We start from the raw sequence: 22,163 nt of genomic DNA, 5'->3' as shown, positions 1-22,163 counted from the left end.
TAATCAGCACATAGATTTCATCGCTATACCCAATAGGAGTTTACATGCAAGGATTCAAACTCGTGGCACAACGCATTAGCCAAGGTTTGCGTTTGATGGTGGGTGTGCAAGACTATGATCGTTATGTCGAGCATATGCAGCTCAAACACCCCGAGCTCACGCCGATGACGCGTGCCGAGTTTTATCGCGCGGCGATCGACAATCGTTATCCGGGCAAAAGTGGCAAAATCAGCAAATGCCCGTGCTAGATTCAGTTGAACACCATAAAAAAGCAGGCCGAGGCCTGCTTTTTTGTTGGCTACATCCGTGCGATTAGAATAATTCGATATCGCCTTCCAAGGCGGTCGATTCTGCGAGCGTGACGCTGCCAGCCAAGGCAATCGCATCATTGATCGTCATCCCTTTTATGATGGCATCAAACAGCATTTTCTCTTGCTCCATCGTGTATTGCGAGCGGATCCGTTCCTGCAAACTCAGCCATTTTTCGGGCACATAGCGATCTTGGCGATCAGAAACCAAGCCCGCCAAGGCGCTTACGGTACCGCAGACATGATCGAGGCGCTGCGATAGGCGATCATAAAATTGAAACGCCACCACGGCCCTTAGATTTTGCTCATTAATTTCCGCGACACGCGCTTCGATATTTAAATCGCTCGGCAATTGATGGCCAACTTCCAATAACGCTTCTTTCAGCGCCTCAATGTGATGCGCGGTGCCCGCAAATGAATCAGCCAAGGTCGTTAAGGATGAGCTGCTGTCATCCATGGCATGCCGAATTTGTGCGACAACAATCCCCAGCATCAAAATCGTTTCCTGCACTTGGCTCCAGCTTAAATCTGGATTTTGTACCGCAGAGCCACCTTGTGGGATATTGACCATTACAAACACCTAGTATGCTGATCAGATCAATATAGAAGGCGTAAACGCTAGTCGCTAGCTCAGAGCCCATTATGATGCTGGCAATTGAGTACCAGCTGCACATCAGGGCTATCGCACGACCACGTTTGCTGGCGATCACTGGCCACGGCCAGCATCGCCTGCCCTGCAATCAACCAGACCTGCACATACCAAGCTTGCTCGTCGGTGCTGCGCAATTGCCATCGCCCATCATCGTTGTACGTGAGTTCAAAGCGCGCCAAGCCACCGACCAGCCCTGTACCCAGTGCTTTCAATAGCGCCTCTTTGGCGACCCACAAGGTGGCAAATGCTTGCGGCTGCGCGGATTCGCTCAGGCTCGCCAACCAGAGATACTCATTGGGGGTGAAATATTTTTCAGCGATATTCAGCAGCGTCGCACGGGTACGAATGAGCTCCACATCCACGCCAACCCGACCTTCACCTAAGGCCGCAGCAGCCCAATATTCGGTGTGGCTCCACGACAAGCCTTCACTGGCATGCCAAGCGCTCGCCACAGGGCGCCCAGCAGCATGCTGTTGCAATTGCGGTTCAACCCCTTGAGCCTGTAGTAATTCAATTGCGAGGCTACGCGCGGCGATAAATTGCTGCCGCCTAGCAGGATTGGCCATTTGCGATAGGCGCACGCGCTGATGATCATCCAGCCATTGTTCAAAATGTGCTGGCTGGACAATGGCGCCGATACGGCGAAGCAATAAACTGGCCATGTATTTCCTTGCTGACATAAAAAAAGCGCCCAATTAGGGCGCTTTGATCAAACGGCAGAGCTTAAACCGAGAATGACGAGCCACAACCGCAGGTTGATTGGGCATTCGGGTTTTTAATTGTAAATTGCGAGCCTTCGAGGCTTTCAACATAATCAATCTCAGCGCCCACCAGATATTGGTAGCTCATTGGATCAACCAGCAAGGTCACACCGTTTTTGGTAATTGGCGTGTCGTCTTCATTGGTGATTTCATCAAATGTGAAGCCATATTGGAAGCCAGAACAGCCGCCGCCAGTCACAAATACGCGCAATTTCAGATCTGGGTTGCCTTCCTCAGCGATCAACTCGCTCACCTTCGCAGCAGCGTTATCGGTGAAAACAAAAGGCATTGGCATGTCGGTATCGGTGGTCATCACAGCTCCGAAGATAATAGTTGACTAAAACACTATGGATTATCCGCTTCTGTCGAGTTTAGGTCAATCGAGCAAAGCGGCAATCACAGATATTTACGCGGTTTTTGGCTCGGTACGCGGCACAGAATCGGCGGCCACTTCTTCACGCTTGCCATTATGGACGTGCACCAAACGGCCTTCAATAATTGCACCGGGATGCATTTCCAAGGTTTTATACGACAGATCGCCGACAATACGTGATTTGGCTTGCAACTCAACGTAATGGCTCACTTCAATCGGGCCGCGAATTTCGCCATTCAAGATTAAATGACTGCAAATCACTTTACCCTCGATGCGCGCTTTTTCACTCACGACCAAAGTGCCGTTTTTCTCATCGGCCATGCTGACATTGCCAATGATGACGCCATCAACGCGTAAACCACCCGCAAATGACACATCGCCAGTCAGCGTCGTACCCTGACCAATCAGACTATCAATCTTGGTGCTGCCTTTTTTCTTGTTAAACACGATGTCTCCTTAGATTTTTTTCTGACAACTCGCTTGAACCTGATTGCCCTGCTCGCCAAAAAACTGCACATCCAGCACCAAATTACTCGCCCCCGCTGGCGGGCTAAGCTCGCCTTCCAGCTTGGCATAGTGCTTGGCTTTGACGGGGATTTGCGGGTCTAAACCTTGGCTAATACGCCCTTTTTTACCGCCTTCGCTGTATTGCAGATTCACCTGCAAGCGCCCGAGTAATTCATCAGTGCGATTCATTCCCTGCACCAAGAGCAAACGATAGCGGTATTTACCGGGCTCTATTGTTTGCAAATCGCAGGCGACAAAGCTAGCTATGCGCGAGCGATCATTACTTTGCAATAGCGACTCAAAAAAAGACAGCGTTTCACGCAAGGCAGCGACATCTTGCTGCGCTTGGGTTTGCTGCTGCACCAAAGTATTGCGCTCGGCAGTCATGATGGTGACTTTTTGCGAAAGCAAGGCCACTTCGGCGCTTAATGATGCGATTTGCGTTTCGTTTTTCTGCGTCACGTTTTGCTGCTGACTATTGGCACTGGCTTGCTCAGAGCGCAATTGCTGCTGCGCTAGCCAGTATCCACCACCAAACGTTAGCAATAAAAGACTACAAAGCAATACCCCGCGCAGTATCTTGATGCGCCAAGTATCTTGTGGGCGTAGCGCCATCGGCGTAGCGGTGAGCCGCGCCCGATGGGCGCGGTAAAGACGCTTAATTGGCATTGCGCTTATGGCAACAATGGCACAACGTCGAGGCCATGCTGCTCATTGAGGCCAAACATCAAATTCATCACCTGCACCGATTGACCTGATGCGCCTTTGACCAGATTGTCTTCTACCACCAGTATCACCAGCAAATCGCCATTTCCTGGGCGGTGTACGGCAATACGGGCGGTATTGCTACCACGAACCGAACGCGTTTCTGGGCAAGAGCCAGCAGGCATCACATCGACAAAGACTTCGTTCGCAAAGCGCTCTTCAAACAATTTCTGGATGTCGGTGTTTTTACCTTCTTCGGTCAAACGCGCATATATCGTTGAATGAATGCCGCGAATCATGGGCGTTAAGTGCGGTACAAAGGTCAGCTGTACGGGTGCACCGTGAATTTCGCTCAAGCCTTGCATGATTTCAGGCGAGTGGCGATGGCCTTTTACGCCGTAGGCTTTGAAATTATCCGCGCTTTCGGCAAACAAGGTGCCGACTTCGGCTTTGCGGCCTGCGCCTGAAACACCCGATTTACAATCGGCAATCAAACCTGTTGTTTCAATCAATTTTTTGCCATTTTCCAGCAAGGGCAACAAACCCAGCTGCACTGAGGTTGGGTAGCAACCGGCCATACCAATTAAACGCGCACTCTGGATCGCTGCGCGATTCACTTCTGGCAAACCGTACACGGCTTCAGCGAGCAAATCGGTACAGCTGTGCTCCATCGCGTACCATTTGGCAAACTCAGCAGGGTCTTTCAGACGGAAATCGGCGGCCAGATCGATGACTTTGACGCCCGCTTCGAGCAATTCGCGCGCTTGCGCCATGGCTACGCCATGTGGCGTAGCAAAGAACACCACATCGCATTCAGTGAGTTTGGCATCTTCAGGCGTAGAGAAAGCAATATCAACGCGGCCACGCAGGCTAGGAAACATTTCGGCCACTTTCATGCCCGCTTCTTTGCGTGAAGTAACGGCGCGCAATTCAACATCCGGGTGGCGCGACAAAAGACGCAATAATTCAACACCGGTGTAGCCCGTACCGCCAACAATCCCTACTTTGATCATGCCTTTATCCTCAGTTAGTGTCAGAACGATCATAAAACAAAATAACCCCGCGTAGGCAGGCTAGCGCACAAAAATTACGCGTAAAAGACAGTAAACGCCAAGTAACAGGCAATAAAAAAGCCACCCCGAAGGATGGCTTTTCTTGGTCCAGTACAAAAAACGAATTAACGTTTTGAGAACTGTTTGCGACGACGTGCGCCACGCAGACCAACTTTTTTACGTTCAACTTCACGAGCGTCACGCGTAACCAGACCAGCTGATTTCAATGTTGGCTTCAGAGCCGCATCGAATTCGATCAAAGCACGAGTGATACCGTGGCGAACAGCACCAGCTTGGCCAGATTCGCCGCCGCCAGCTACGTTTACCATGATGTCAAAAGCTTCAAGATTGCTAGTGAGTTCCAGTGGCTGACGTACGATCATACGACCAGTTTCGCGAGCGAAGTACTGATCCAGAGCTTTACCGTTTACCACGATATTGCCAGTACCTTTGGTGATGAACACACGAGCTACAGAGCTCTTGCGACGACCGGTACCGTAGTTGTATTTACCTACCATGATGCAATTCCTTTACGTTCTGCTTAGATTGCAAGCGATTTAGGTTCTTGCGCAGCGTGCGGATGCTCGCCACCGGCATAAACCTTCATCTTCTTGATCATTGCGTAACCCAATGGGCCTTTTGGAAGCATGCCTTTAACAGCAAACTCCAAAGCACGGCCTGGGAATTTGTTTTGCATTTCAGTGAAGGTACGCTCGTAAATACCGCCTGGGTGACCAGTGTGACGGTAGTATTTTTTCGATTGAGCTTTATCGCCAGTAACGCGGATCTTATCTGCGTTAACCACAACGATGTAGTCGCCGGTATCGACGTGCGGGGTGTATTCGGCTTTATGTTTGCCACGCAGGCGTTTGGCGATCTCGGCAGCGAGACGGCCCAGCACTAAGTCTGTGGCGTCAACAACGAACCACTCGCGCTTCACCTCGTGCGGCTTGGCAGAAAAGGTTTTCATGACTGCTAGTCCACGTTTTTGAATTTGAGAAAGTCGCGAATTCTAGCGGAGAACTTGCCACTCTGTCAAAGAGTTTATGCAATCAATGTGTGTAAACCACATCGATGGTGCAAAAAAAACGCAATCTAGTTTGACCTAGATTGCGCGAAATCCACCAAAAATGGAGGATGGAGGAGACGACACCAAGCAGGCTTGATGTCACCGGCGATTATCCATGACATCCTCGCGTAAGGCAAGCCAATTTGGTGCGTCGCGATAAACGGCAGCACTATAACAATGCATTGCCCTGTAAAGGACAAGCAGACTGATTTCCCGCTAAAATAGCAGCACCCGCCAGCCCGACTGGCCTTGTAAATATTCGAAGGAGTTTGCCGTGAAAGTACGCGTTAAATGGGTTGAGGAAGTAAGTTTTCTGGCGACATCGGAATCAGGTCACGCGGTACTGATGGATGGCCCGCCCAGTGGTGGTGGCCGCAACCTCGGCCCGCGCCCGATGGAAATGCTGCTGATGGGCATGACGGGCTGCTCGACCTATGATGTGATCCATATTTTAAAGAAAGGCCGTGCTGACGTGCGCGACTGCGTCGTTGAGGTTGATGCCGAACGCGCCGAGACCGATCCTAAAGTCTTCACCAAAATCCATCTGCACTTTATTGTGATGGGCAAAGCACTTAAGCCCGAGGTGGTTGAACGTGCAATTAAGCTATCAGCAGAGAAATACTGCTCGGCGTCGATCATGCTGGGTCAAGTGGTGCCGATCACGCATGATTTTGAAGTGCGCGAAGCGAATTAATAAGTCATTTGGTAATAAAAAAGGCCGCATCTGCGGCCTTTTTTAATTGTGTTAAGGGTATCCCCCTCAAATCCATGCAACTAAATATCTTCAGGGCAATACCCCATTATTAGTGCTCTGCGACGCCTTGCTGATAAATCCACGCATAGGGCAATCCGATCACCAGCGCACCACCGACGATATTGCCTAATGTCGCGGGGATCAGATTATGAAACACAAAATCACCCCAACTCGCATCTAATCCAGCGAGCATGGCGGCTGGGATAAAAAACATATTAGCAATGCTGTGCTCCATCCCCAGCGCCACAAACGCCATCACAGGCAGCCAGATCGCCATCATGCGACCCATCGTATCTTTGGCTGAATACGCTTGCCATGCGGCGACACACACCAGAATATTGGCCAGAATGCCTTTAAAGAAGGTCGTTACAAATGGGTTTTCGAGCTTGTGATGCGCCAGAGACAATAAATACAGCGTCGCAGGTTCACCGGGTTTGAATAGGCCAGTCATATAAGCAAAAGCCCAAGCCGTAAACAGCGCACCAATAAAGTTACCGCCATAAGAGATGACCCAGACTTTGAGCACATCCACGACGGTAATTTTCTGCCGCTGCAAAGGCACCATTTGCGTTGCGCAGTTGGAGGTAAATAAATCCACCCCGGTCAACACCACGGCAATAAAGCCTAGCGGGAATACCGCGCCAAATACAAATTTGAGCAAGCCAGGATTGCTGGCCTGCAAGCCGGGCGAGCCGCCTGCAATCACCACCGCTAACAAACCACCGAGAGAAATAAACATCCCACCGATCATCGCCATGACAAACAAGCGTTGAAACGGCAAAGCTACTTTATCGAGTGCGCTATGCTCGACGTAATCCACAATCCCTGCTGGCGCTAACATCCCTGACGATCCCGACATACGGCTCACCTAAAAATAGCAATATTCATAGCGCGTTTATATCGCGTTAGCACCGGCAAACATAGTCAATAATCCACACGGCATATCGATTTATCGCCATGCTCTGATTTAACTCAAATGCGGTAACTCAAATTGGTCATGACTTTGGACGTTAAAGTCATTAATTTCGCCACTGGGCTAGGCAATTCGGCGGCGCCCAAAGCCACGGCCTGCTCGGCATGGCTCGTCTCGTCGATCGCCATTTGCGTCACAATTGCGCGGCTTTTCGCGTCTTGCTCAGGCAATTGCGTCAAATGGCTTTCCAGATGCGCGGTGACCTGACGCTCGGTTTCGGCCAAGAAACCCAAATTCCATTTATCGCCAATCAAACCAGCGGTCACGCCCATTGCGAATGAGCCTGCATACCACAATGGATTAAAGACACTGCGATGGCTGCCCAGCTCGTCAAGGCGTTGACGCGTCCACGCCAGATGCTCGACTTCTTCTGCTGCAGCTTGCTTCAATGCTTCGCGAGCGGCGGGTTCACGCGCGGTTAATGCTTGCCCTTGGTACAGCGCTTGCGCGCACACTTCACCACAATGATTAACGCGCATTAAACCAGCTGCGTGCGTTTTTTCCGCCTCAGTGAGATCGGCTTCAGCCAACTCACGATCGGGATGAGGGCGAACGCTGGCGGCTGGCGCGGCCAAAGTGCGTAAAACCGTATCGAATTCGCCAATAAACTGGTCAATTGTGGGTAATTTCAACATAGCGGGGCTCCATCAGACGCACAATTCTACACCGCCCTCGTGGTATGATTGTTTGATATTTTTCACCCTCAACCCATACACATATCTAATTCGCAGGAAGATCGATGAAACGCTTTGTTGTTGCCGCCGCACTGGCACTGTCTAGCATGGCCGCCTTGGCCGCCAATCCACAAGTTGAGATGGTCACCTCCAAAGGTAAAGTGGTCGTCGAGCTTTATCCGGAAGCGGCGCCTAAAACCGTGGCGAATTTTCTGCAGTACGTGAAAGACAAACATTACGACAATACGATTTTTCACCGTGTGATTAATGGTTTTGTCGTGCAAGGCGGTGGCTTTGACGCCAAGATGGTGCAAAAACCAACGCGTGACCCAATTCAGAATGAAGCCCAAATGGCCGCTGAAAAAGGCCTGAAAAACGATAGAGGCACATTGGCGATGGCGCGCACGGGCGCGCCGCACTCGGCCACCAGCCAGTTTTATATCAATCTGAAAAATAACGATTCTTTGAACTATCCTTCTTTTGACAACTGGGGCTACGCTGTTTTCGGTAAAGTGGTCAGTGGCATGGATGTGGTTGATCAAATTGCCAAAGTGCAAACCGTACCGGGCGATCAGCCAGCCGAAAACGTCATGCTGATCAGCGCCAAAGAATTGCCAGCGGGCGCGGCCAAAGCAGACAAAGCCAGCAAAACCAATAAAACCAGCAAATAAACATTCAATACACGATCAGGAGCATGCAGCATGACTAAAGTAAAACTCAGCACCAGCAAAGGTGACATCGTTCTGGAATTGAACGCAGAAAAAGCACCGATTACCGTGGCTAACTTTGTGCAATACGTGACCGATGGCCACTACGATGGCACTATTTTTCACCGCGTGATTGATGGCTTTATGATTCAAGGTGGCGGTTTTGCGCCCGGCATGAAAGAGAAAAAAGACGGCCGCGCCAGCATTCAAAATGAAGCTGACAACGGTCTGAAAAACGACATCTACACCATCGCGATGGCGCGTACACCTGATCCACACTCTGCGTCAGCTCAGTTCTTCATTAATGCAGCCGACAACGACTTCCTGAATTTCCGCAGCAAATCAGCGCAAGGCTGGGGCTACGCGGTATTTGGCGCAGTGATTGAAGGCCAAGACGTGGTTGATGCAATTGAAAAAGTAAAAACCGGCAGCAATGGCTTCCATCAAGACGTACCGAAAGAAGACGTATTGATCGTTAAAGCTGAAGTATTGGCCGAGTAATTGAGTTCGGCGCCCTTCAATGGCGCCGAGTCTTAATCCAACAAAAGCGCGGTTTGCCGCGCTTTTTTAATCTGTAAAGTCTATGCACCGCCCGACACTTTTCATCTCAGATTTGCACCTCTGCCCTGCCGATGCAGCGACCGTCGCGGCGTTTCGCACTTTCCTGCGCGACACCGCCAGTCAAGCGGCTGCCTTATATATTTTGGGTGATTTATTTGAGTATTGGCTCGGTGACGATCAACTTGACGATGTCTTTTATGGTGACATTGCCCGTCAGATTGCGGCGCTACAGACAGCAGGCGTGGCGGTATTTTTTATGGCGGGCAATCGCGACTTCTTGCCTAGCAAACGGTTTGCACGCGAAGCTGGCCTGACTATTCTGCCTGACCCCAGCATCATCAAAGTGGCGGGGCAGCAAATCTTGCTCGCCCACGGTGACGCCTACTGCACGGACGACCTTGATTATCAACGCTATCGCAAATTAGCCAGAAACCCGATTGTGCAGTGGATTTGGCTACACTTGCCAAAAAAGCTACGCAATCAAGAAGCCGCTAAACTGCGCGCCAAATCCATGTCAATGAATCAGCGCAAATCGATGGCCATTATGGATGTCAATTCCGCCGCCATTCAAGCCGAATTAATCAAATACACCACCCAAGTATTAATCCACGGACATACACACAAGCCATCTACACACATATACCCACAGGGGCAGCGCTGGGTTCTTCCCGACTGGCATCAGGGTGAAGGTGGCTACTTGCGTTTAGATGAACACGGCTTGGCTTTGTACACGCTGCACAATCAGCCCTTTGCTGTACCTCAAGTCGCGGCCTAAATATCCGCCAACTGGCGCACTGCGCGCTAAAATACAGACACCCCTGCCCCGCATCCGGAAACCTCATGCTTCGACTTGGTTTGGCCGCCGCACTGCTCACCCACTGTGTTTATGCAGACGACGCCGCTTGGCAGGGCGTTTGGCAAGGGCAGCTCGGCGCACAGCCCATTACCGTCTGCTTGCAATATCGCGACAACAGCAGTTACGGGGCCTATTACCTCCAAGGTAGTCGAGCGACGATATCACTGCGCCTATATGGCAATCACGCGGGTAAAGTCTCGATCCCCGACTGGATTGAGGGCGATGAAGCCGGCAACCCGCGCTGGACTTTGCTGCAGCTACAAAATGGGCTGCTCACTGGCGTCTGGCGCAACGACAATGAAACTCGCCCAATTAGCTTGCAAGCTGTCCCACTACGCTGGGCCAAAGGCTACGAAACAGCCGGTATTTGCGCCAGCGAGGGGTTCAGCCAAGCCTTGCTGAGTTCCGCCACGCTACGCAGCAAGACGCTGGCGTTAAATGGGCAAAGCTATCGCATCATGACTGCGAACTACCCTCCCGACAGCCACAAAAACATTAGCCGCATTGCGCTACTCGGAGAAGACGAGCTGCGCTTTCGCTCTGGCCGAATGCTCAAAGCAGAAATGAGTAAAGCGCAATCAGAGGCTCTGGAATGTGATCTGGCCAGTCTGGGCCAATATGGGCGACTCGGCGAATTGACCGATCGCGAAGAAGCCGTACTCATCGCGCCGCAATGGCTGGTCATTAAACACACTCAAAGCGGCGATTGCGCCGGCGCACATCCCTATTTTGACGTGACCTATCGCACCATCAACCGCCCAAGTGGCGCAGAGATTAACCCTTGGCAATGGCTCAGCCCCATAGGGGTCGAGCTAAAGAAAGGCAATCAATCCATGACCGCCGCACCCACGCCCTTGCTGCGCAATTTAATCCTCAAAGCTTGGCCACCAACCGATGCCGAATGCTTGCAAGTCGTCAAAGATGAAGAGCGCTGGACGGTTTATCCTGATGCGCGAGGTTTGGTGTTTACCCCTAAGCTTCCCCATGCAATGAGCGCATGCAGCGCTGAAGTACTCATGCCTTATGCCAAAATAAACAAAATCCTCAACGCCGATGGCAAAGCCGCCGTCGCCAGCCTTCAAGCCAATGGAAACTGATTTCGTATTCACCAAATGGAGTTCAATATGAGTAGCCTGCAAGAACGCCTTGGATTTGCCGCCACCGACCGATTGCTGATTGTGCATGCTGACGATATTGGCATGTGTGAGGCCACGGTCAGCGCATGGCGCGAGCTACACGGGCAAAGCGCGATGACCTCCGCCTCCGCCATGGCCACCTGTCCTTGGTTCCCTGCTGCGGTTAAAGCGGTGCAGGAAGCGGGCGAATCGGCGGACATGGGTTTACACCTCGTCCTCAATTGCGAATGGCGAGCAGGCTATCGCTGGGGGCCGATCACGGGCACAGATACCCCCGCTAAGTTATGCGCCGAAGACGGCTATTTTTATCCTCTGGCGGCAGATACCTATGCCAATGCAGATTTAGCTCACAGCCAAATCGAGCTAGCGGCACAACTAAAACGCGCCCGAACGCTGGGCCTGCCCTTGACGCATATTGATTGTCATATGATGACAGCGCTACACCCCGATGTCGTCGGGCATATGCTGCAACTGGGGCACAGCGCCAATTTGCCCATCTTGGTGCCACGCTACAGTGATGCCAGCCTCTTGGCCAAAGAAAGCACCATGCCACTCGATTGGTGCGAACGCACTTCGGCGCAATTAAAAACAGCGGCCGAAGCGGGCCAGCTCAATCCGATTGATGCTTGGGCTGTGCTGCCTTTTGGCCAATATCTCGGCGCTGACGAGCGGCTCCATTGGGCGAGCATGGTATTGCAACATTACTTCACCGCGCCTGGGGTATATGCGCTGATTGGTCACCCGGCCAACGATGGTACTGAATTGCGCGCGATTGCTCCCGATTGGCCAACCCGCGTGGCCGATCGTGATTTATTTGCTAACCCCGACTTTCGTGCCGTGATTGAGCGCGAAGGATTTAAGTTGATCGGGATGAAAGCGCTCGCCCAACTGCACAATTAAAACAGCAGATACCACAGCAAAATACTCACCATCGGCAGCGCCAAACCAATCAGCACCAGCCAGATCACGGTTTGGCGCCACCTTGCCAGCGGCGGTTCAGCGTCACTCGCCATCTCGCCAAGCGGCACCGAATAATGCACCGCACAGCTAGGGCATTGCCAAGCGGTGACTAGCACCGGCGCTTGGCAGCGCGGACAGGCGGTTTTGGTGCTATCCCGTCGAGTAGCGTTTTGACGACTTGCCGCTAGCCTAGCCCACCACGCGCGCAAACCGCGCTTTGGCGTGGGAAATGGAATAATTTTCGCGCTGCGGGGGTGGGTACTGCGTTCGCTCATGCCGCAACCTGATATGGGCAGTTGAGTTCTACGGTATTGCCAACGGGGTCAGCAAAAAAGATCTGACTTAAGCCCTCCGCAGGAAAATGGCGAATCGAAAAACCCACGTTTAAATTTTGGAGCTGCAATTGCGCCGCAGCAGCATCGTCACAACGAAACGCCAGATGATCGATGGCGTTTCTAGCGCAAGGATCAATCCCGCTCGCCGTTTTATAAATTGATAAATGCACCACGGGATGTCCACCAGCGTACAGCCAGTAGCCTACCGTGCCAAACGCAGGCCGATCGCCCACAGTCAAGCCCACAACATTGACGTAAAAATCCTTCATGCTGTCCAGCAACTCAGCGGGTACACGAAAATTAATATGATCCAAAGCCAGAATCGCCATGTTGAGCTCCACTCAAACCGTCGCAGCTTGCGTCATACCTGCGACTTGTTGTTTTTCACCCGCAATTGCGGGGTAAATCGCTCACCCACTTGAGCAAACGCACCGACATTGTAATGTTGCTTTAAGATATTGGCATTGAATCATTCTCAACAAAGATCCGATATGCTGCGACACCCTTTAGTCCGTACGGTACTGTTATTGCTGCTTGGCGCACTCATTCCAGTGCTGGTCCTCATCGCGCTCTGGGTTAAACAACTTCCCGAGCTGTCGATCTGGCATACCTATGTGCCCGCGCATGAATTTACCGCCGAGCGTACCGATATCAAAACATTTGCCCAATATCAGGCCTTAGAAGTTCAATTACTGAAAGACGTCTCCAGCCATATTGTTGATGTGGCCAGCAGCAGCGATCAGCGCAAGATCAATCGCTATGCACCCGATTCACTCACTAATCCGCTGCACTATAAAACTAATTGGAATCGCAGCTATCTACTCACGGGCGATCCGGATAAAGCCTCGGTGCTGCTGGTGCACGGCCTATCGGATTCGCCCTACAGCCTGCGCGCTTTGGCGCTGAAATTGCACGCCCAAGGCTACACGGTACTGGGCTTGCGCCTGCCAGCTCATGGCACTGCACCCTCAGCGCTGACCGAATTACATTGGCAAGATGCGGCAGCAGCGGTGCGTCTGGCGATGAATGAGCTATCGCTACGCAAAAAGCCCATTCACTACATTGGCTATTCCACCGGAGCCACGCTGGCCTGCGAATATCAATTGGCCAAACTGGACGGTGAAGCCCTGCCTACTATTGCCAGTATGACGCTGATTTCCCCCGCAATTGCAGTTTCCGCTGCGGCCAAATATGCCAGTTTAGCGAGCAAGCTGGAACCCATTAGTGGCGTCAGTGCTGCGGCGTGGAGCGACATCCTGCCGGAGTACAACCCGTATAAATACAACTCGTTTCCACTCAATGCCGCAGTACAAATCAATCTGCTGACTAGCAAAATTCAGCAAGGCTTTGCAAAACATGCGCCGCTCAATGATTGGCCGCCGACCAATGTATTTTTAAGCACCGTCGATAATACGGTGTTGGCCGAGCCGGTGGTGAGCTTGTTTATGAATCAATTGGGCACCGGGCGGCATCAGCTGATGCTGTTTGATTTGAATCGAAATGCCGAATTTTCGCCCTTGCTGAAAACACAGGCCGCGCAATGGGCGATCAATTTAATTGATAGTCCGCAAACACACCCTTATCGTTTGCAATTGATCAGCAATCGCAGTACGCCTGAAAGCCAGCAAGTGAGCATCGAAGAGCGCAATGCCGATTCAAAACAGCTCGAGCGCCGCACCACGCAGTATGCATGGCCGATGGATATTTACGCGCTATCACACATCGCCATGCCATTTGAGCCCGCTGATCCGCTTTTTGGTGACCCGCGCCTGACACGCAACCAGCGCAGTGTCCACCTGAATCAGACGCTATCAGGTGAGCGAGGTTTGCTCACCATTAGCAGCAACGAAATGCTACGCCTGCGCTACAACCCGTTTTATGCGCTGCAAGAAGCCGAAATCCTGCAATTTATTGCTCATTAAGCAGCGACAGGGCACGACGCCCTGTTAGCGGCTTAATTCAACTTTCACCCACACGGTGTAGCTGGTTTGCACTTGCTGCTCATCCACCTCATAAATGCGACGTCTGTCGTTTGAGCCTTCCATTTTGGTTTGTCCAATAGGAAGCCATTCGCCCAGACGACCTTCAACTTCGCTATAAGTAGCGTGCAAATCAAGACTGCCATCGCGATTAAAACTGCTGCTTTGTGGCGCGATTTTAAGGCTCACTCGGCCATCCCCTAATAAGGCAGGAGCCACATAAAACCCACTCCCCGCACTTTGCCAAGCCCCGCCATGCTGCACGATGGTGTAGCCGGGGCGGTAACGAAAGCCAATCATCGGTATAAATCGTTGCTGCCCCAGCATAATCATGGCCTGAGCACCATCGAGCACCGTCAGCATTTGTTGCTGTGTCTGCGTGCGCTGAGATTGGCCTTCACCCGCCGTCACGCTGATTGCCGCACGGCTGCCTTGATTACTGACAATCACAGCGCCATTGGCATCTAGCGATTGAGCGTTGCGCTGACTAGAGTCTCTTTGCTCGACACTAATTCGCAAACTACGGGTGGGTGTGTCGAGCTGATCAGCCATGGCACGAATCTGCGCAAAAACCGCCTGATCAGGAGCGCTGACGACCAGTTGCCCAGAAAAAGCGCGAATGCTGGCTTTGGGGAACGCCTCCTGCAACACAAGAGCGAGCTGAGTGGCTAATTTATGTTTGGGCGCAAAACTATCAACCACATCGGCAAACGCCGACGAAAACATACCCACCAGAAGTATTGCTGCCAATACAATATTTAATAATGAACTCATAAATATACCCAAATAAAAACCCATTTCGCCACACTCACAACGACGGCAGCAACAGCAGCGCTGTGCGTATTGGTACGCTAATTTGCCTTTCATTCTGGCCGATCTCGGAGTTTTCGCCTAGAAATCATTCCCCGCACTAAACTGAACTATGGTCACCTTGGTTGTACTGCAATGAAACCGGCGCTCAATCATTCACGTACGGCAGCGGCATTTCACCATGCGCATGCCCTGCCCTTGGCCGAAATACTGGCTCGACTTGAAGTTCAAGCTCAGCATGGTTTGAATGACACGACCGTTGCGCGTCATCGCGCTACTTTTGGCGCAAACTCACTACCGCAAGCTCAAGAACGCAGCGCCTTCAGTGTATTTATTAGCCAATTTCGCAGCGCTCTGATTTTGGTCCTTATCGGCGCGGCGATTTTATCTGCGGCCATTGGCAACACCAAAGACGCCGGCATCATTTTTACCGTGGTCCTCATCAATGCCTTGGTGAGTTTTTATCAAGAATACCGAGCAGAACAGAGCCTCAGCGCGCTCAAAGCCATGCTCCCCCCCAAAGCGCACGTTCGGCGGGATAGCCAAGATCGATTAATTGAAGCGAGCCAGCTCGTGCCCGGTGACATTGTGCTCTTGGAGGCGGGAGACCGTGTTCCTGCGGATGGGCGACTCGTACTGGCTATCGGGCTTGAAATTGATGAGTCGTCCTTGACGGGTGAATCGATGCCGACGCCCAAATCAAGCAGTCATCAAGTTGACCGCGACGCCCCGCTCGCTGAGCGACAAAATATGGCCTTTATGAATACGCTGCTGACGCGAGGGCGGGCCGAAATGGTCGTCACCGCCACGGGCGCCCACAGTGAAATGGGGCAAATCTCCAATACCATCGCCAATACCGAGGAAGCGCCAACACCACTGCAAATACAATTGGATATGCTGGGTAAGAAACTCGGGCTGATTGCCATTGTCTTGGTCGGTTTATTGGCCTTTTTGGAATGGTTACGCGGCACGCCGCTGCCCGATATTTTGCTCAGTGCCATCGCGCTGGGTGTTGCGGCCATCCCCGAAGGGCTGCCCGTGGTTGTCACCGTCACACTGGCACTGGGCATGCATAAAATGGCCAGACAACATGCCATTGTGAAACGACTCGCCAGTGTCGAAACACTGGGCTGCACCACGGTCATTTGCTCGGATAAAACAGGCACGCTCACCTTAAATCAGATGACCGCCCGAGCACTGTATTTCCAAGCACGCCTGTTTCACATCTCGGGCGAGGGCTATCAACTTGCCGGCAATGTCACCGCCGACGATGAGCAAGCCCTGCCCTCGTTTAGCTCACTCACCCGCCCATTGCAGGCCTGCAATGACAGCCAGCTGCAAAACAACACCATGCTCGGCGACCCGATGGAGGCTGCACTGCTGGTATTGGCCAGCAAGCTCGCGCCACACAACACCGACGATATTCCAACGCGCACTGCAGAAATCCCTTTTGACAGCGCGCACAAATACATGGCGACCTTTCATCGCAGTAGCGAAGGCACCACCATTTTTGTTAAAGGCGCCCCGGATATTTTACTCAGGCTCTGCAGCCACACATTACAGGGTGATCAGTGCCCCACGCTGCAACAGGCTGGGCGCGATGCCATTGGGCAGGCGTATCAAACCATGGCCGCACAAGGCTTGCGCGGCTTGATGATTGCCTGCCGTTTTATTCCCACGCATGAGTTTAATGAACACACGCCGCTGATGAATCACATGAGCGAGCTCACGATGATTGCACTGATCGGGCTCTATGACCCACCCCGTGCAGAAGCTCGGCTGGCCATTGCCCGCTGCCAACATGCAGGGATCGCCGTCAAAATGATTACGGGGGATCATCAAGCCACTGGCATGGCCATCGCCGCCGAATTGGGTTTACAAGGCCGTTGCATAACAGGTAGCGAACTTGAAAAAATGAGCACCGCACAACTGGCGGCCCAGATCGATGATATTGCGGTATTTGCGCGCGTATCGCCGGCTCACAAAGTCAATATTGTGAACGCCTTGCAAGCCAAAGATCATATTGTGGCGATGACAGGCGATGGCGTGAACGATGCAGCAGCGCTTAAAAGCGCCGATATCGGCATCGCCATGGGGCTCAACGGCAGCGCGGTAGCTAAGGAAGCGGCCACCATGGTCTTAACTGATGATAATTTCGCCACTATCGTTGCGGCGATTCATCAGGGGCGAACGCTATATGAAAACATCCTGAAATTTGTTCGTTTTCAACTCTCCACGACCATTGGTGCAGTATTAACGGTGTTCTTTGCGCCGCTCGTAGGTCTGCCCACGCCGTTTACGGCCATACAAATTTTATGGATCGCGATCATTATGGACGGCCCGCCAGCGATTTCTCTGGCACTCGATCCTGCCCGCGCCGACATCATGGCGCAGCCCCCGCGCAGCAAAAGCGAGGCCGTGCTCACTGCCGCGCGGATAGCGCGGATTTTGGCATATGGCATGACGATGATGGTCGGTACATTGGCAGTCCTGCATTTAGGATTGGCCAACGGCAGCCCCGAACGCGCCACGACGATGGCCTTTACCACCTTTGTACTTTTTCAGTTTTTTAATGTATTTAATGCCCGTAATGAGCGGCATAGCGCATTAAATCGCCACTTTTTTAGCAATGCGATGCTTTGGGCCTCGCTACTCACGGTACTGGCCTTGCAGATTATTGCGGTTCACTGGCCCATCGCACAGCAATTATTCGCAACCCATGGCATGAGTTGGCGTGATTGGCCATTATGTATCGTCGTTGCGTCATCGATTTGGCTCTTGGAAGAAGGTCGAAAATGCCTTGTGCGATTTGTTCGGCGCGAGCAGTGAAAAAAGGGGGCGCAATCTGCGCCCCTATCCCTTGCCCCAATGACCAGAAAGATTAAACCTGAATCAGCAGCGCAACCGCCTGCGCTTCAACCGCCTCACCCTGCCCGACAGGGCCCAGCTTTTCATAAGTTTTGGCTTTGACATTGACACAGCTCGGATCGATACCTAAATCGGCAGCAATATTAGCCACCATGGCAGGAATATGCGGGGCCATTTTCGGTTGCTGGATCAAGATTGAAGCATCGATATTGCCAATACGCCACCCCGCGATCAAGACCCTGCTTACTGCCTCACGCAATAAGGCCCGGCTATCTGCCCCTTTAAATTCCACCGCCGTATCCGGAAAATGCCGGCCAATATCACCGAGTCCCGCACCGCCCAAAATTGCATCGGTGATGGCATGCAATAGCGCATCGGCATCCGAATGGCCAAGCAGACCTTTTTCATAGGGTATGTGCACACCACCCAATATCAACGGACGTTCTACGACCATACGGTGCACATCCCAACCTTGGCCCACGCGAATAGAGAATGTCATTTTTTATGTCCTTAATCAGCAAGCATGATCGCGGCAAGGAAATCGTGCAGCCCCAATCCAGATCCGCAATTTTACACCGAAAACACCCCATCTTCGGATGAGTGAAATGTGCACAATGACTGGGTGAAAAATCCGCCCTGCCATGGCATCGAGCAATTGGCTGGCGAAAATAGAAAAAGGCCTCGAGACATAACTCGAGGCCTTTGGATGGCATGGATGATTAGTTTTGCCCGAAGGATCCGATCATTCTATCTAGCCATTTCGATGCGGTCAGTCGCTGCGACATATTGCCCTTGTAAAGCATCTCTTCCAGTTGCTTGAATGCCTCTTTGCGTTGCCCTGCCTCAATCAACTGTGCAACCGCCTGCAAACTTGGATCATCAGACTGGAAGCTCTCCATGCTTGCGGCCTTTTTGGGTGCAAGCAGCGGCAATTCTGGCACCGGGTCTGGGGATTGCACTTCCTGAATGTCAATGCGCCCTACCGCCTCATCACCAAAATCTAAGGCAGTTAATTCAAAGGATTCATTTTGGTTCACTTCACCTACGCTGGTTTGTTCGTCGCTGAAATGCAATTGTGCCAATTCTGGCTCATCGACTTCCATATCGATATTAAAATGTTCTGTGGGCACTTGATCAAGCCCGACCACCTCGACGGGAGCATCTAGCCCCGCATCCATATACATTGCATTGGCAAAGTCCAAATCTTCATTTTTCGCAGCAAGGGTGGAATCTACGCCAAATTGCAATGCTTCATCCGAGGAGGTATCCAGTGAACGATACAGCGGGTTGGCAGGATCCAAGGAAAGTCCCAATTCCTGTACTTTTTGCCATAAAGCATCGCTAGCAAACTGCAATCTAAATGCGACTGCGCGCTCTTGGAATGCTTCAGCCATTTTATTGGCGGCAAATATCTCAAATAATTTCATCCATAATGCAAGCGCCGCTGGATATTGGCTAATCTCGTGTGTGAGTAGATTGATCGCCTGCGGCGTCAAACCGTGATCGAGGAGCAGTTGCGCTTCTTCGGTTACGTTGCCTGGGGAAACCACGTCAACATCATCACTATGCCAGTCTTCTTGATGATCCCGATGTATCGGCGTGCCAATCTGACCGGTATCCAAGCCGCCAGAAGTATTGATTCGGCCATAAATTCCGCTATCTGCACTCGCAGCATAATGCTGACCTCCCCCCATGTAGGCAGTAGAAGGCGAGATCATTGAGAACGGTTCTTCAGCCAATGCCTGACGTGCTTGACGGCGACGCCAGTACAACAAGCCCAGTGGGGCTGCAAAAAATAAGCCTAACAAGCCCCACAACCAACTACCACTTACGTTAGAGTCATTCCCATCCAGATTATTCTTGAGCTCAATCGCTTTGTTATCGGTATTTCCTGTATTGCCCTTGATACTTGCAAGCTGTTTTTCCAACTCTGCGATCTGATATTTAAGTTGCAGCATTTGAGCCGCTTGCTCGTCCGACTCCAGCGAGAGTAAACGCTCGCGTAATTGCAAAGTCTGTTCAGGGGTCAGATCATTCTTGCGCTGGGTATCCAGATTACTATCGGATAAGCGTAATCTAAATTCCCCACCTCCTGCATTGATAGTTTGCGTGGGTGTGCTCGTTTTCGAATCGACTGCTGAGCTTGCCGCAGAGACATCCGAATCCAAACTCAGACGCGGCAGCGGCACGAGGTCTTTGGGCGTGGTGGAAGTAAACTGACTTAAATCTGGCGCTCGTGGTACGGGCGTCGGTTTACTCACGGCCCCAGGTAATTGAATACGCCAATCGCCGCCCAAGCGCGCATTGGTATTTTGGGGCAAGTCAGGGTTGAGCTCATAAATGCCTTGCACCAAGGCCTGCTGACGCACCTTATCATTCGGATAATAATTAGCTGCGATTTTTGCAACTGAATCGCCCTCTTCACTCAGCCAAGCAGATCCGAGCGGCGGTAATTTACGGCGGATCGCTAACTTCGCACTTTTATTTGCGCCCGAGGTGGGTAAGGAGAGCAGAGGGCGGTATTCGCGAGGGTCGAGCAAGATACGATAGTCGCGCTGAAAAACACGCTCCTCTTCACCTGGGCATTTCACCCGAATACTCACCATCAAGAGTGGCTCTTGCGTCGTATCTTCGCCGCGAATCAGTAATCGACCACCATTGGTTTCATGCTGGTAAATCAGTTGGGCGCGCCGCAAAACATTTGAGCCATCGCGTTCTTCTTGTGGTGACACCAGTCGAAAACAAGCCGAGTTCAGGTCTTCATCTTCCGCCGCGGCTACGGTTACAGTCGCATCAAAACGATCCCCTAGTGCTGAGCGCACATGAATATCACCCAGCATGGCCGATTGGGCTACATGACTCAGCCCCGCACAGATGAGCGCAACAACGGATTGTTTCAGAAGAAAATTCAATGTTTCATTACCCTACAGGATTTGATTTGTACGCCATTTCAATAAAACGCCACCTGAATTAAACAATATCCAGATGCTCAAGTCCCGACAAAACGTCTCTTTGCTTCGCATCCGAGCCATTTAACTTAATCTGCAGGCGCAAATCGTTGACCGAGTCTGCATTACGCAAAGCATCTTCGTAAGTAATGCGATCAGCTTCAAACAAATCGAATAAGGATTGATCGAAAGTCTGCATCCCCAATTCGCGCGATTTTTTCATCAACTCTTTGATTTCATGTACTTCGCCTTTGAAAATCAGCTCTGAAATCAATGGCGAATTGAGCATCACCTCAACTGCGGCAACCCGACCTTTGCCGGAAGCATGCGGCACCAGACGCTGGGACACAAAGGCTTTCAAGTTCAAAGACAAGTCCATCAGCAACTGTTGACGGCGCTCTTCGGGAAAAAAGTTGATAATCCGATCAAGGGCCTGATTGGCCGAGTTGGCGTGCAAGGTGGCCATACACAAATGGCCCGTTTCAGCAAAGGCAATTGCGTAATCCATTGTTTCTCGATCACGAATCTCACCAATCAAAATCACATCTGGCGCTTGTCGCAGGGTGTTTTTCAGTGCGGCCATCCACGAATCAGTATCAACGCCGACTTCGCGCTGCGTGATAATCGAATTTTTGTGCTCATGCACATATTCGATAGGATCTTCGATCGTAATAATATGATCGTAAGCATTTTCATTGCGATGCCCAATCATCGCCGCCAACGATGTTGATTTACCCGAGCCTGTACCACCGACGAAAATCACCAAGCCACGCTTGGTCATGGCGATATCTTCGAGTACGGGCGGCAGATTGAGCTCAGCCAGCTTCGGAATTTCCGAATTGATTGTCCGCAAAACCATGCCAACACGGCCTTGCTGCATAAAGGCGTTGACCCGAAAGCGCCCCATATTGCCCGGACTAATGGCGAAATTACATTCTTTATTCGCCTCAAAGTCCTCGGCTTGCCTATCGTTCATAATCGCTCTCGCCAACTCTTTGGTGTGCTGAGCCGTGAGCTGTTGATTCGAAACCGGGGTTACGCGACCATCAATTTTCATCGCAGGCGGAAAATCAACGGTAATAAACAGATCGGACGCATTTTTGCCGCGCATATGGCGCAGCAAATCATGCATAAATTTAGCGGCTTGTTCTTTTTCCATTTTTTACTTTCCCTGC

At 51.7% G+C, this 22,163-nt stretch carries 25 protein-coding genes; 9 read left to right on the top strand and 16 right to left on the bottom strand.

The features are described 5' to 3' along the window. Window positions 1–44: 44 nt before the first annotated feature. Window positions 45–248, top strand: a complete 204-nt coding sequence (locus HQ393_RS01240) for a YbdD/YjiX family protein (RefSeq protein ID WP_179357061.1) — start codon at window positions 45–47, stop codon at window positions 246–248. A gap of 64 nt (window positions 249–312) precedes the next feature. On the opposite strand, the gene HQ393_RS01235 is transcribed toward HQ393_RS01240, so the two are convergent. The 8 genes from HQ393_RS01235 to rplM form a co-directional block, all read right to left on the bottom strand. Further along, a complete protein-coding gene (locus HQ393_RS01235) occupies window positions 313–879 on the bottom strand; it encodes a hypothetical protein (RefSeq protein WP_179357060.1) in 567 nt (188 codons plus the stop codon). Between the two features lie 59 nt (window positions 880–938). Then, window positions 939–1,622, bottom strand: coding sequence for a 4'-phosphopantetheinyl transferase family protein (locus HQ393_RS01230; RefSeq protein WP_179357059.1), 684 nt, complete (start codon window positions 1,620–1,622; stop codon window positions 939–941). Window positions 1,623–1,683: 61 nt separating this feature from the next. Next, complete coding sequence (gene erpA / locus HQ393_RS01225) at window positions 1,684–2,034, bottom strand: iron-sulfur cluster insertion protein ErpA (protein WP_179357058.1); 351 nt, start codon at window positions 2,032–2,034, stop codon at window positions 1,684–1,686. A 93-nt stretch (window positions 2,035–2,127) separates the two neighbouring features. Beyond that, the gene (locus tag HQ393_RS01220) at window positions 2,128–2,541 is read right to left on the bottom strand and encodes a bactofilin family protein (RefSeq protein ID WP_179357057.1); all 414 of its coding nucleotides are present in this window, start codon (window positions 2,539–2,541) and stop codon (window positions 2,128–2,130) included. 9 nt (window positions 2,542–2,550) lie between these two features. Next, window positions 2,551–3,270, bottom strand: coding sequence for a DUF6776 family protein (locus HQ393_RS01215; protein WP_179357056.1), 720 nt, complete (start codon window positions 3,268–3,270; stop codon window positions 2,551–2,553). A gap of 5 nt (window positions 3,271–3,275) precedes the next feature. Then, window positions 3,276–4,319: an N-acetyl-gamma-glutamyl-phosphate reductase gene (gene argC, locus HQ393_RS01210; protein ID WP_179357055.1), complete on the bottom strand. Its 1,044-nt coding sequence runs from the start codon at window positions 4,317–4,319 to the stop codon at window positions 3,276–3,278. A gap of 164 nt (window positions 4,320–4,483) precedes the next feature. Beyond that, the gene (rpsI, locus tag HQ393_RS01205; protein WP_179357054.1) at window positions 4,484–4,876 is read right to left on the bottom strand and encodes a 30S ribosomal protein S9; all 393 of its coding nucleotides are present in this window, start codon (window positions 4,874–4,876) and stop codon (window positions 4,484–4,486) included. A 23-nt stretch (window positions 4,877–4,899) separates the two neighbouring features. Then, entirely contained in the window at window positions 4,900–5,328 is a 429-nt protein-coding gene (rplM, locus tag HQ393_RS01200; RefSeq protein ID WP_179357053.1) for a 50S ribosomal protein L13, read from the bottom strand. A 373-nt stretch (window positions 5,329–5,701) separates the two neighbouring features. Here rplM and HQ393_RS01195 point away from each other — a divergent pair, with 373 nt between their 5' ends. Next, window positions 5,702–6,121 (top strand): OsmC family protein, encoded by a 420-nt coding sequence (locus HQ393_RS01195; protein WP_179357052.1) that lies wholly within the window; start codon window positions 5,702–5,704, stop codon window positions 6,119–6,121. 109 nt (window positions 6,122–6,230) lie between these two features. On the opposite strand, the gene HQ393_RS01190 is transcribed toward HQ393_RS01195, so the two are convergent. Together HQ393_RS01190 and coq7 are read right to left on the bottom strand one after the other, a co-directional pair. Next, window positions 6,231–7,040, bottom strand: coding sequence for a formate/nitrite transporter family protein (locus HQ393_RS01190; RefSeq protein WP_218871241.1), 810 nt, complete (start codon window positions 7,038–7,040; stop codon window positions 6,231–6,233). A 113-nt stretch (window positions 7,041–7,153) separates the two neighbouring features. Beyond that, window positions 7,154–7,789, bottom strand: a complete 636-nt coding sequence (coq7, locus tag HQ393_RS01185) for a 2-polyprenyl-3-methyl-6-methoxy-1,4-benzoquinone monooxygenase (protein ID WP_179357051.1) — start codon at window positions 7,787–7,789, stop codon at window positions 7,154–7,156. A 104-nt stretch (window positions 7,790–7,893) separates the two neighbouring features. Here coq7 and HQ393_RS01180 point away from each other — a divergent pair, with 104 nt between their 5' ends. The 5 genes from HQ393_RS01180 to HQ393_RS01160 all read left to right on the top strand — a co-directional run bounded on the left by HQ393_RS01180 (window position 7,894) and on the right by HQ393_RS01160 (window position 11,988). Next, window positions 7,894–8,499 (top strand): peptidylprolyl isomerase, encoded by a 606-nt coding sequence (locus HQ393_RS01180; RefSeq protein ID WP_179357050.1) that lies wholly within the window; start codon window positions 7,894–7,896, stop codon window positions 8,497–8,499. A gap of 30 nt (window positions 8,500–8,529) precedes the next feature. After that, complete coding sequence (locus HQ393_RS01175) at window positions 8,530–9,036, top strand: peptidylprolyl isomerase (RefSeq protein WP_179357049.1); 507 nt, start codon at window positions 8,530–8,532, stop codon at window positions 9,034–9,036. A gap of 82 nt (window positions 9,037–9,118) precedes the next feature. Continuing rightward, window positions 9,119–9,871, top strand: coding sequence for a UDP-2,3-diacylglucosamine diphosphatase (locus tag HQ393_RS01170; protein ID WP_179357048.1), 753 nt, complete (start codon window positions 9,119–9,121; stop codon window positions 9,869–9,871). Window positions 9,872–9,936: 65 nt separating this feature from the next. Continuing rightward, the gene (locus tag HQ393_RS01165; protein ID WP_179357047.1) at window positions 9,937–11,049 is read left to right on the top strand and encodes a hypothetical protein; all 1,113 of its coding nucleotides are present in this window, start codon (window positions 9,937–9,939) and stop codon (window positions 11,047–11,049) included. Window positions 11,050–11,076: 27 nt separating this feature from the next. Then, a complete protein-coding gene (locus HQ393_RS01160) occupies window positions 11,077–11,988 on the top strand; it encodes a ChbG/HpnK family deacetylase (RefSeq protein ID WP_179357046.1) in 912 nt (303 codons plus the stop codon). Here HQ393_RS01160 and HQ393_RS01155 read toward each other — a convergent pair. Together HQ393_RS01155 and HQ393_RS01150 are read right to left on the bottom strand one after the other, a co-directional pair. Then, window positions 11,985–12,323 carry a hypothetical protein gene (locus tag HQ393_RS01155; protein ID WP_179357045.1) on the bottom strand — a complete coding sequence of 113 codons (339 nt, stop codon included), beginning with the start codon at window positions 12,321–12,323 and terminating at the stop codon, window positions 11,985–11,987. The genes HQ393_RS01160 and HQ393_RS01155 overlap by 4 nt on opposite strands. Next, window positions 12,320–12,712 carry a VOC family protein gene (locus tag HQ393_RS01150; RefSeq protein WP_179357044.1) on the bottom strand — a complete coding sequence of 131 codons (393 nt, stop codon included), beginning with the start codon at window positions 12,710–12,712 and terminating at the stop codon, window positions 12,320–12,322. Before HQ393_RS01150 ends, HQ393_RS01155 begins: the two co-directional genes overlap by 4 nt. A 162-nt stretch (window positions 12,713–12,874) precedes the next feature. Here HQ393_RS01150 and HQ393_RS01145 point away from each other — a divergent pair, with 162 nt between their 5' ends. After that, entirely contained in the window at window positions 12,875–14,305 is a 1,431-nt protein-coding gene (locus HQ393_RS01145) for an alpha/beta hydrolase (RefSeq protein ID WP_179357043.1), read from the top strand. Window positions 14,306–14,329: 24 nt separating this feature from the next. Here HQ393_RS01145 and HQ393_RS01140 read toward each other — a convergent pair whose 3' ends face one another. After that, the gene (locus HQ393_RS01140) at window positions 14,330–15,136 is read right to left on the bottom strand and encodes a hypothetical protein (RefSeq protein ID WP_179357042.1); all 807 of its coding nucleotides are present in this window, start codon (window positions 15,134–15,136) and stop codon (window positions 14,330–14,332) included. 171 nt (window positions 15,137–15,307) lie between these two features. Between HQ393_RS01140 and HQ393_RS01135 the strand changes: the two genes are divergently transcribed. Next, window positions 15,308–18,001: a calcium-translocating P-type ATPase, PMCA-type gene (locus HQ393_RS01135; protein ID WP_179357041.1), complete on the top strand. Its 2,694-nt coding sequence runs from the start codon at window positions 15,308–15,310 to the stop codon at window positions 17,999–18,001. A 52-nt stretch (window positions 18,002–18,053) separates the two neighbouring features. Here HQ393_RS01135 and ispF read toward each other — a convergent pair whose 3' ends face one another. The 3 genes from ispF to HQ393_RS01120 form a co-directional block, all read right to left on the bottom strand. Beyond that, window positions 18,054–18,539 carry a 2-C-methyl-D-erythritol 2,4-cyclodiphosphate synthase gene (gene ispF, locus HQ393_RS01130; protein ID WP_179357040.1) on the bottom strand — a complete coding sequence of 162 codons (486 nt, stop codon included), beginning with the start codon at window positions 18,537–18,539 and terminating at the stop codon, window positions 18,054–18,056. A gap of 220 nt (window positions 18,540–18,759) precedes the next feature. Beyond that, the gene (locus HQ393_RS01125) at window positions 18,760–20,952 is read right to left on the bottom strand and encodes a type IV pilus assembly protein FimV (RefSeq protein WP_179357039.1); all 2,193 of its coding nucleotides are present in this window, start codon (window positions 20,950–20,952) and stop codon (window positions 18,760–18,762) included. 58 nt (window positions 20,953–21,010) lie between these two features. Next, complete coding sequence (locus HQ393_RS01120; protein WP_179357038.1) at window positions 21,011–22,147, bottom strand: PilT/PilU family type 4a pilus ATPase; 1,137 nt, start codon at window positions 22,145–22,147, stop codon at window positions 21,011–21,013. Window positions 22,148–22,163 lie beyond the last annotated feature (16 nt).

The sequence above is a fragment of the Chitinibacter bivalviorum genome (genome assembly GCF_013403565.1).
Taxonomy (GTDB): Bacteria; Pseudomonadota; Gammaproteobacteria; order Burkholderiales; family Chitinibacteraceae; genus Chitinibacter; species Chitinibacter bivalviorum.
Note: the sequence above shows the minus strand (reverse complement) of the source record. Positions and strands in the feature narration are given on the sequence as shown.

Excerpts from the sequence above, each read along its gene's own strand:
- erpA (WP_179357058.1), bottom strand. The coding sequence starts at position 2,034 with ATGACCACCGATACCGACATGCCAATGCCTTTTGTTTTCACCGATAAC.
- HQ393_RS01140 (WP_179357042.1), bottom strand. The coding sequence starts at position 15,136 with ATGAGTTCATTATTAAATATTGTATTGGCAGCAATACTTCTGGTGGGT.
- HQ393_RS01180 (WP_179357050.1), top strand. The coding sequence starts at position 7,894 with ATGAAACGCTTTGTTGTTGCCGCCGCACTGGCACTGTCTAGCATGGCC.
- HQ393_RS01120 (WP_179357038.1), bottom strand. The coding sequence starts at position 22,147 with ATGGAAAAAGAACAAGCCGCTAAATTTATGCATGATTTGCTGCGCCAT.
- HQ393_RS01235 (WP_179357060.1), bottom strand. The coding sequence starts at position 879 with ATGGTCAATATCCCACAAGGTGGCTCTGCGGTACAAAATCCAGATTTA.
- HQ393_RS01240 (WP_179357061.1), top strand. The coding sequence starts at position 45 with ATGCAAGGATTCAAACTCGTGGCACAACGCATTAGCCAAGGTTTGCGT.
- coq7 (WP_179357051.1), bottom strand. The coding sequence starts at position 7,789 with ATGTTGAAATTACCCACAATTGACCAGTTTATTGGCGAATTCGATACG.
- HQ393_RS01155 (WP_179357045.1), bottom strand. The coding sequence starts at position 12,323 with ATGAGCGAACGCAGTACCCACCCCCGCAGCGCGAAAATTATTCCATTT.
- HQ393_RS01165 (WP_179357047.1), top strand. The coding sequence starts at position 9,937 with ATGCTTCGACTTGGTTTGGCCGCCGCACTGCTCACCCACTGTGTTTAT.
- HQ393_RS01145 (WP_179357043.1), top strand. The coding sequence starts at position 12,875 with ATGCTGCGACACCCTTTAGTCCGTACGGTACTGTTATTGCTGCTTGGC.
- rplM (WP_179357053.1), bottom strand. The coding sequence starts at position 5,328 with ATGAAAACCTTTTCTGCCAAGCCGCACGAGGTGAAGCGCGAGTGGTTC.
- argC (WP_179357055.1), bottom strand. The coding sequence starts at position 4,319 with ATGATCAAAGTAGGGATTGTTGGCGGTACGGGCTACACCGGTGTTGAA.
- ispF (WP_179357040.1), bottom strand. The coding sequence starts at position 18,539 with ATGACATTCTCTATTCGCGTGGGCCAAGGTTGGGATGTGCACCGTATG.
- HQ393_RS01215 (WP_179357056.1), bottom strand. The coding sequence starts at position 3,270 with ATGCCAATTAAGCGTCTTTACCGCGCCCATCGGGCGCGGCTCACCGCT.
- HQ393_RS01135 (WP_179357041.1), top strand. The coding sequence starts at position 15,308 with ATGAAACCGGCGCTCAATCATTCACGTACGGCAGCGGCATTTCACCAT.
- HQ393_RS01150 (WP_179357044.1), bottom strand. The coding sequence starts at position 12,712 with ATGGCGATTCTGGCTTTGGATCATATTAATTTTCGTGTACCCGCTGAG.
- HQ393_RS01190 (WP_218871241.1), bottom strand. The coding sequence starts at position 7,040 with ATGTCGGGATCGTCAGGGATGTTAGCGCCAGCAGGGATTGTGGATTAC.
- HQ393_RS01170 (WP_179357048.1), top strand. The coding sequence starts at position 9,119 with ATGCACCGCCCGACACTTTTCATCTCAGATTTGCACCTCTGCCCTGCC.
- HQ393_RS01160 (WP_179357046.1), top strand. The coding sequence starts at position 11,077 with ATGAGTAGCCTGCAAGAACGCCTTGGATTTGCCGCCACCGACCGATTG.
- rpsI (WP_179357054.1), bottom strand. The coding sequence starts at position 4,876 with ATGGTAGGTAAATACAACTACGGTACCGGTCGTCGCAAGAGCTCTGTA.
- HQ393_RS01175 (WP_179357049.1), top strand. The coding sequence starts at position 8,530 with ATGACTAAAGTAAAACTCAGCACCAGCAAAGGTGACATCGTTCTGGAA.
- HQ393_RS01230 (WP_179357059.1), bottom strand. The coding sequence starts at position 1,622 with ATGGCCAGTTTATTGCTTCGCCGTATCGGCGCCATTGTCCAGCCAGCA.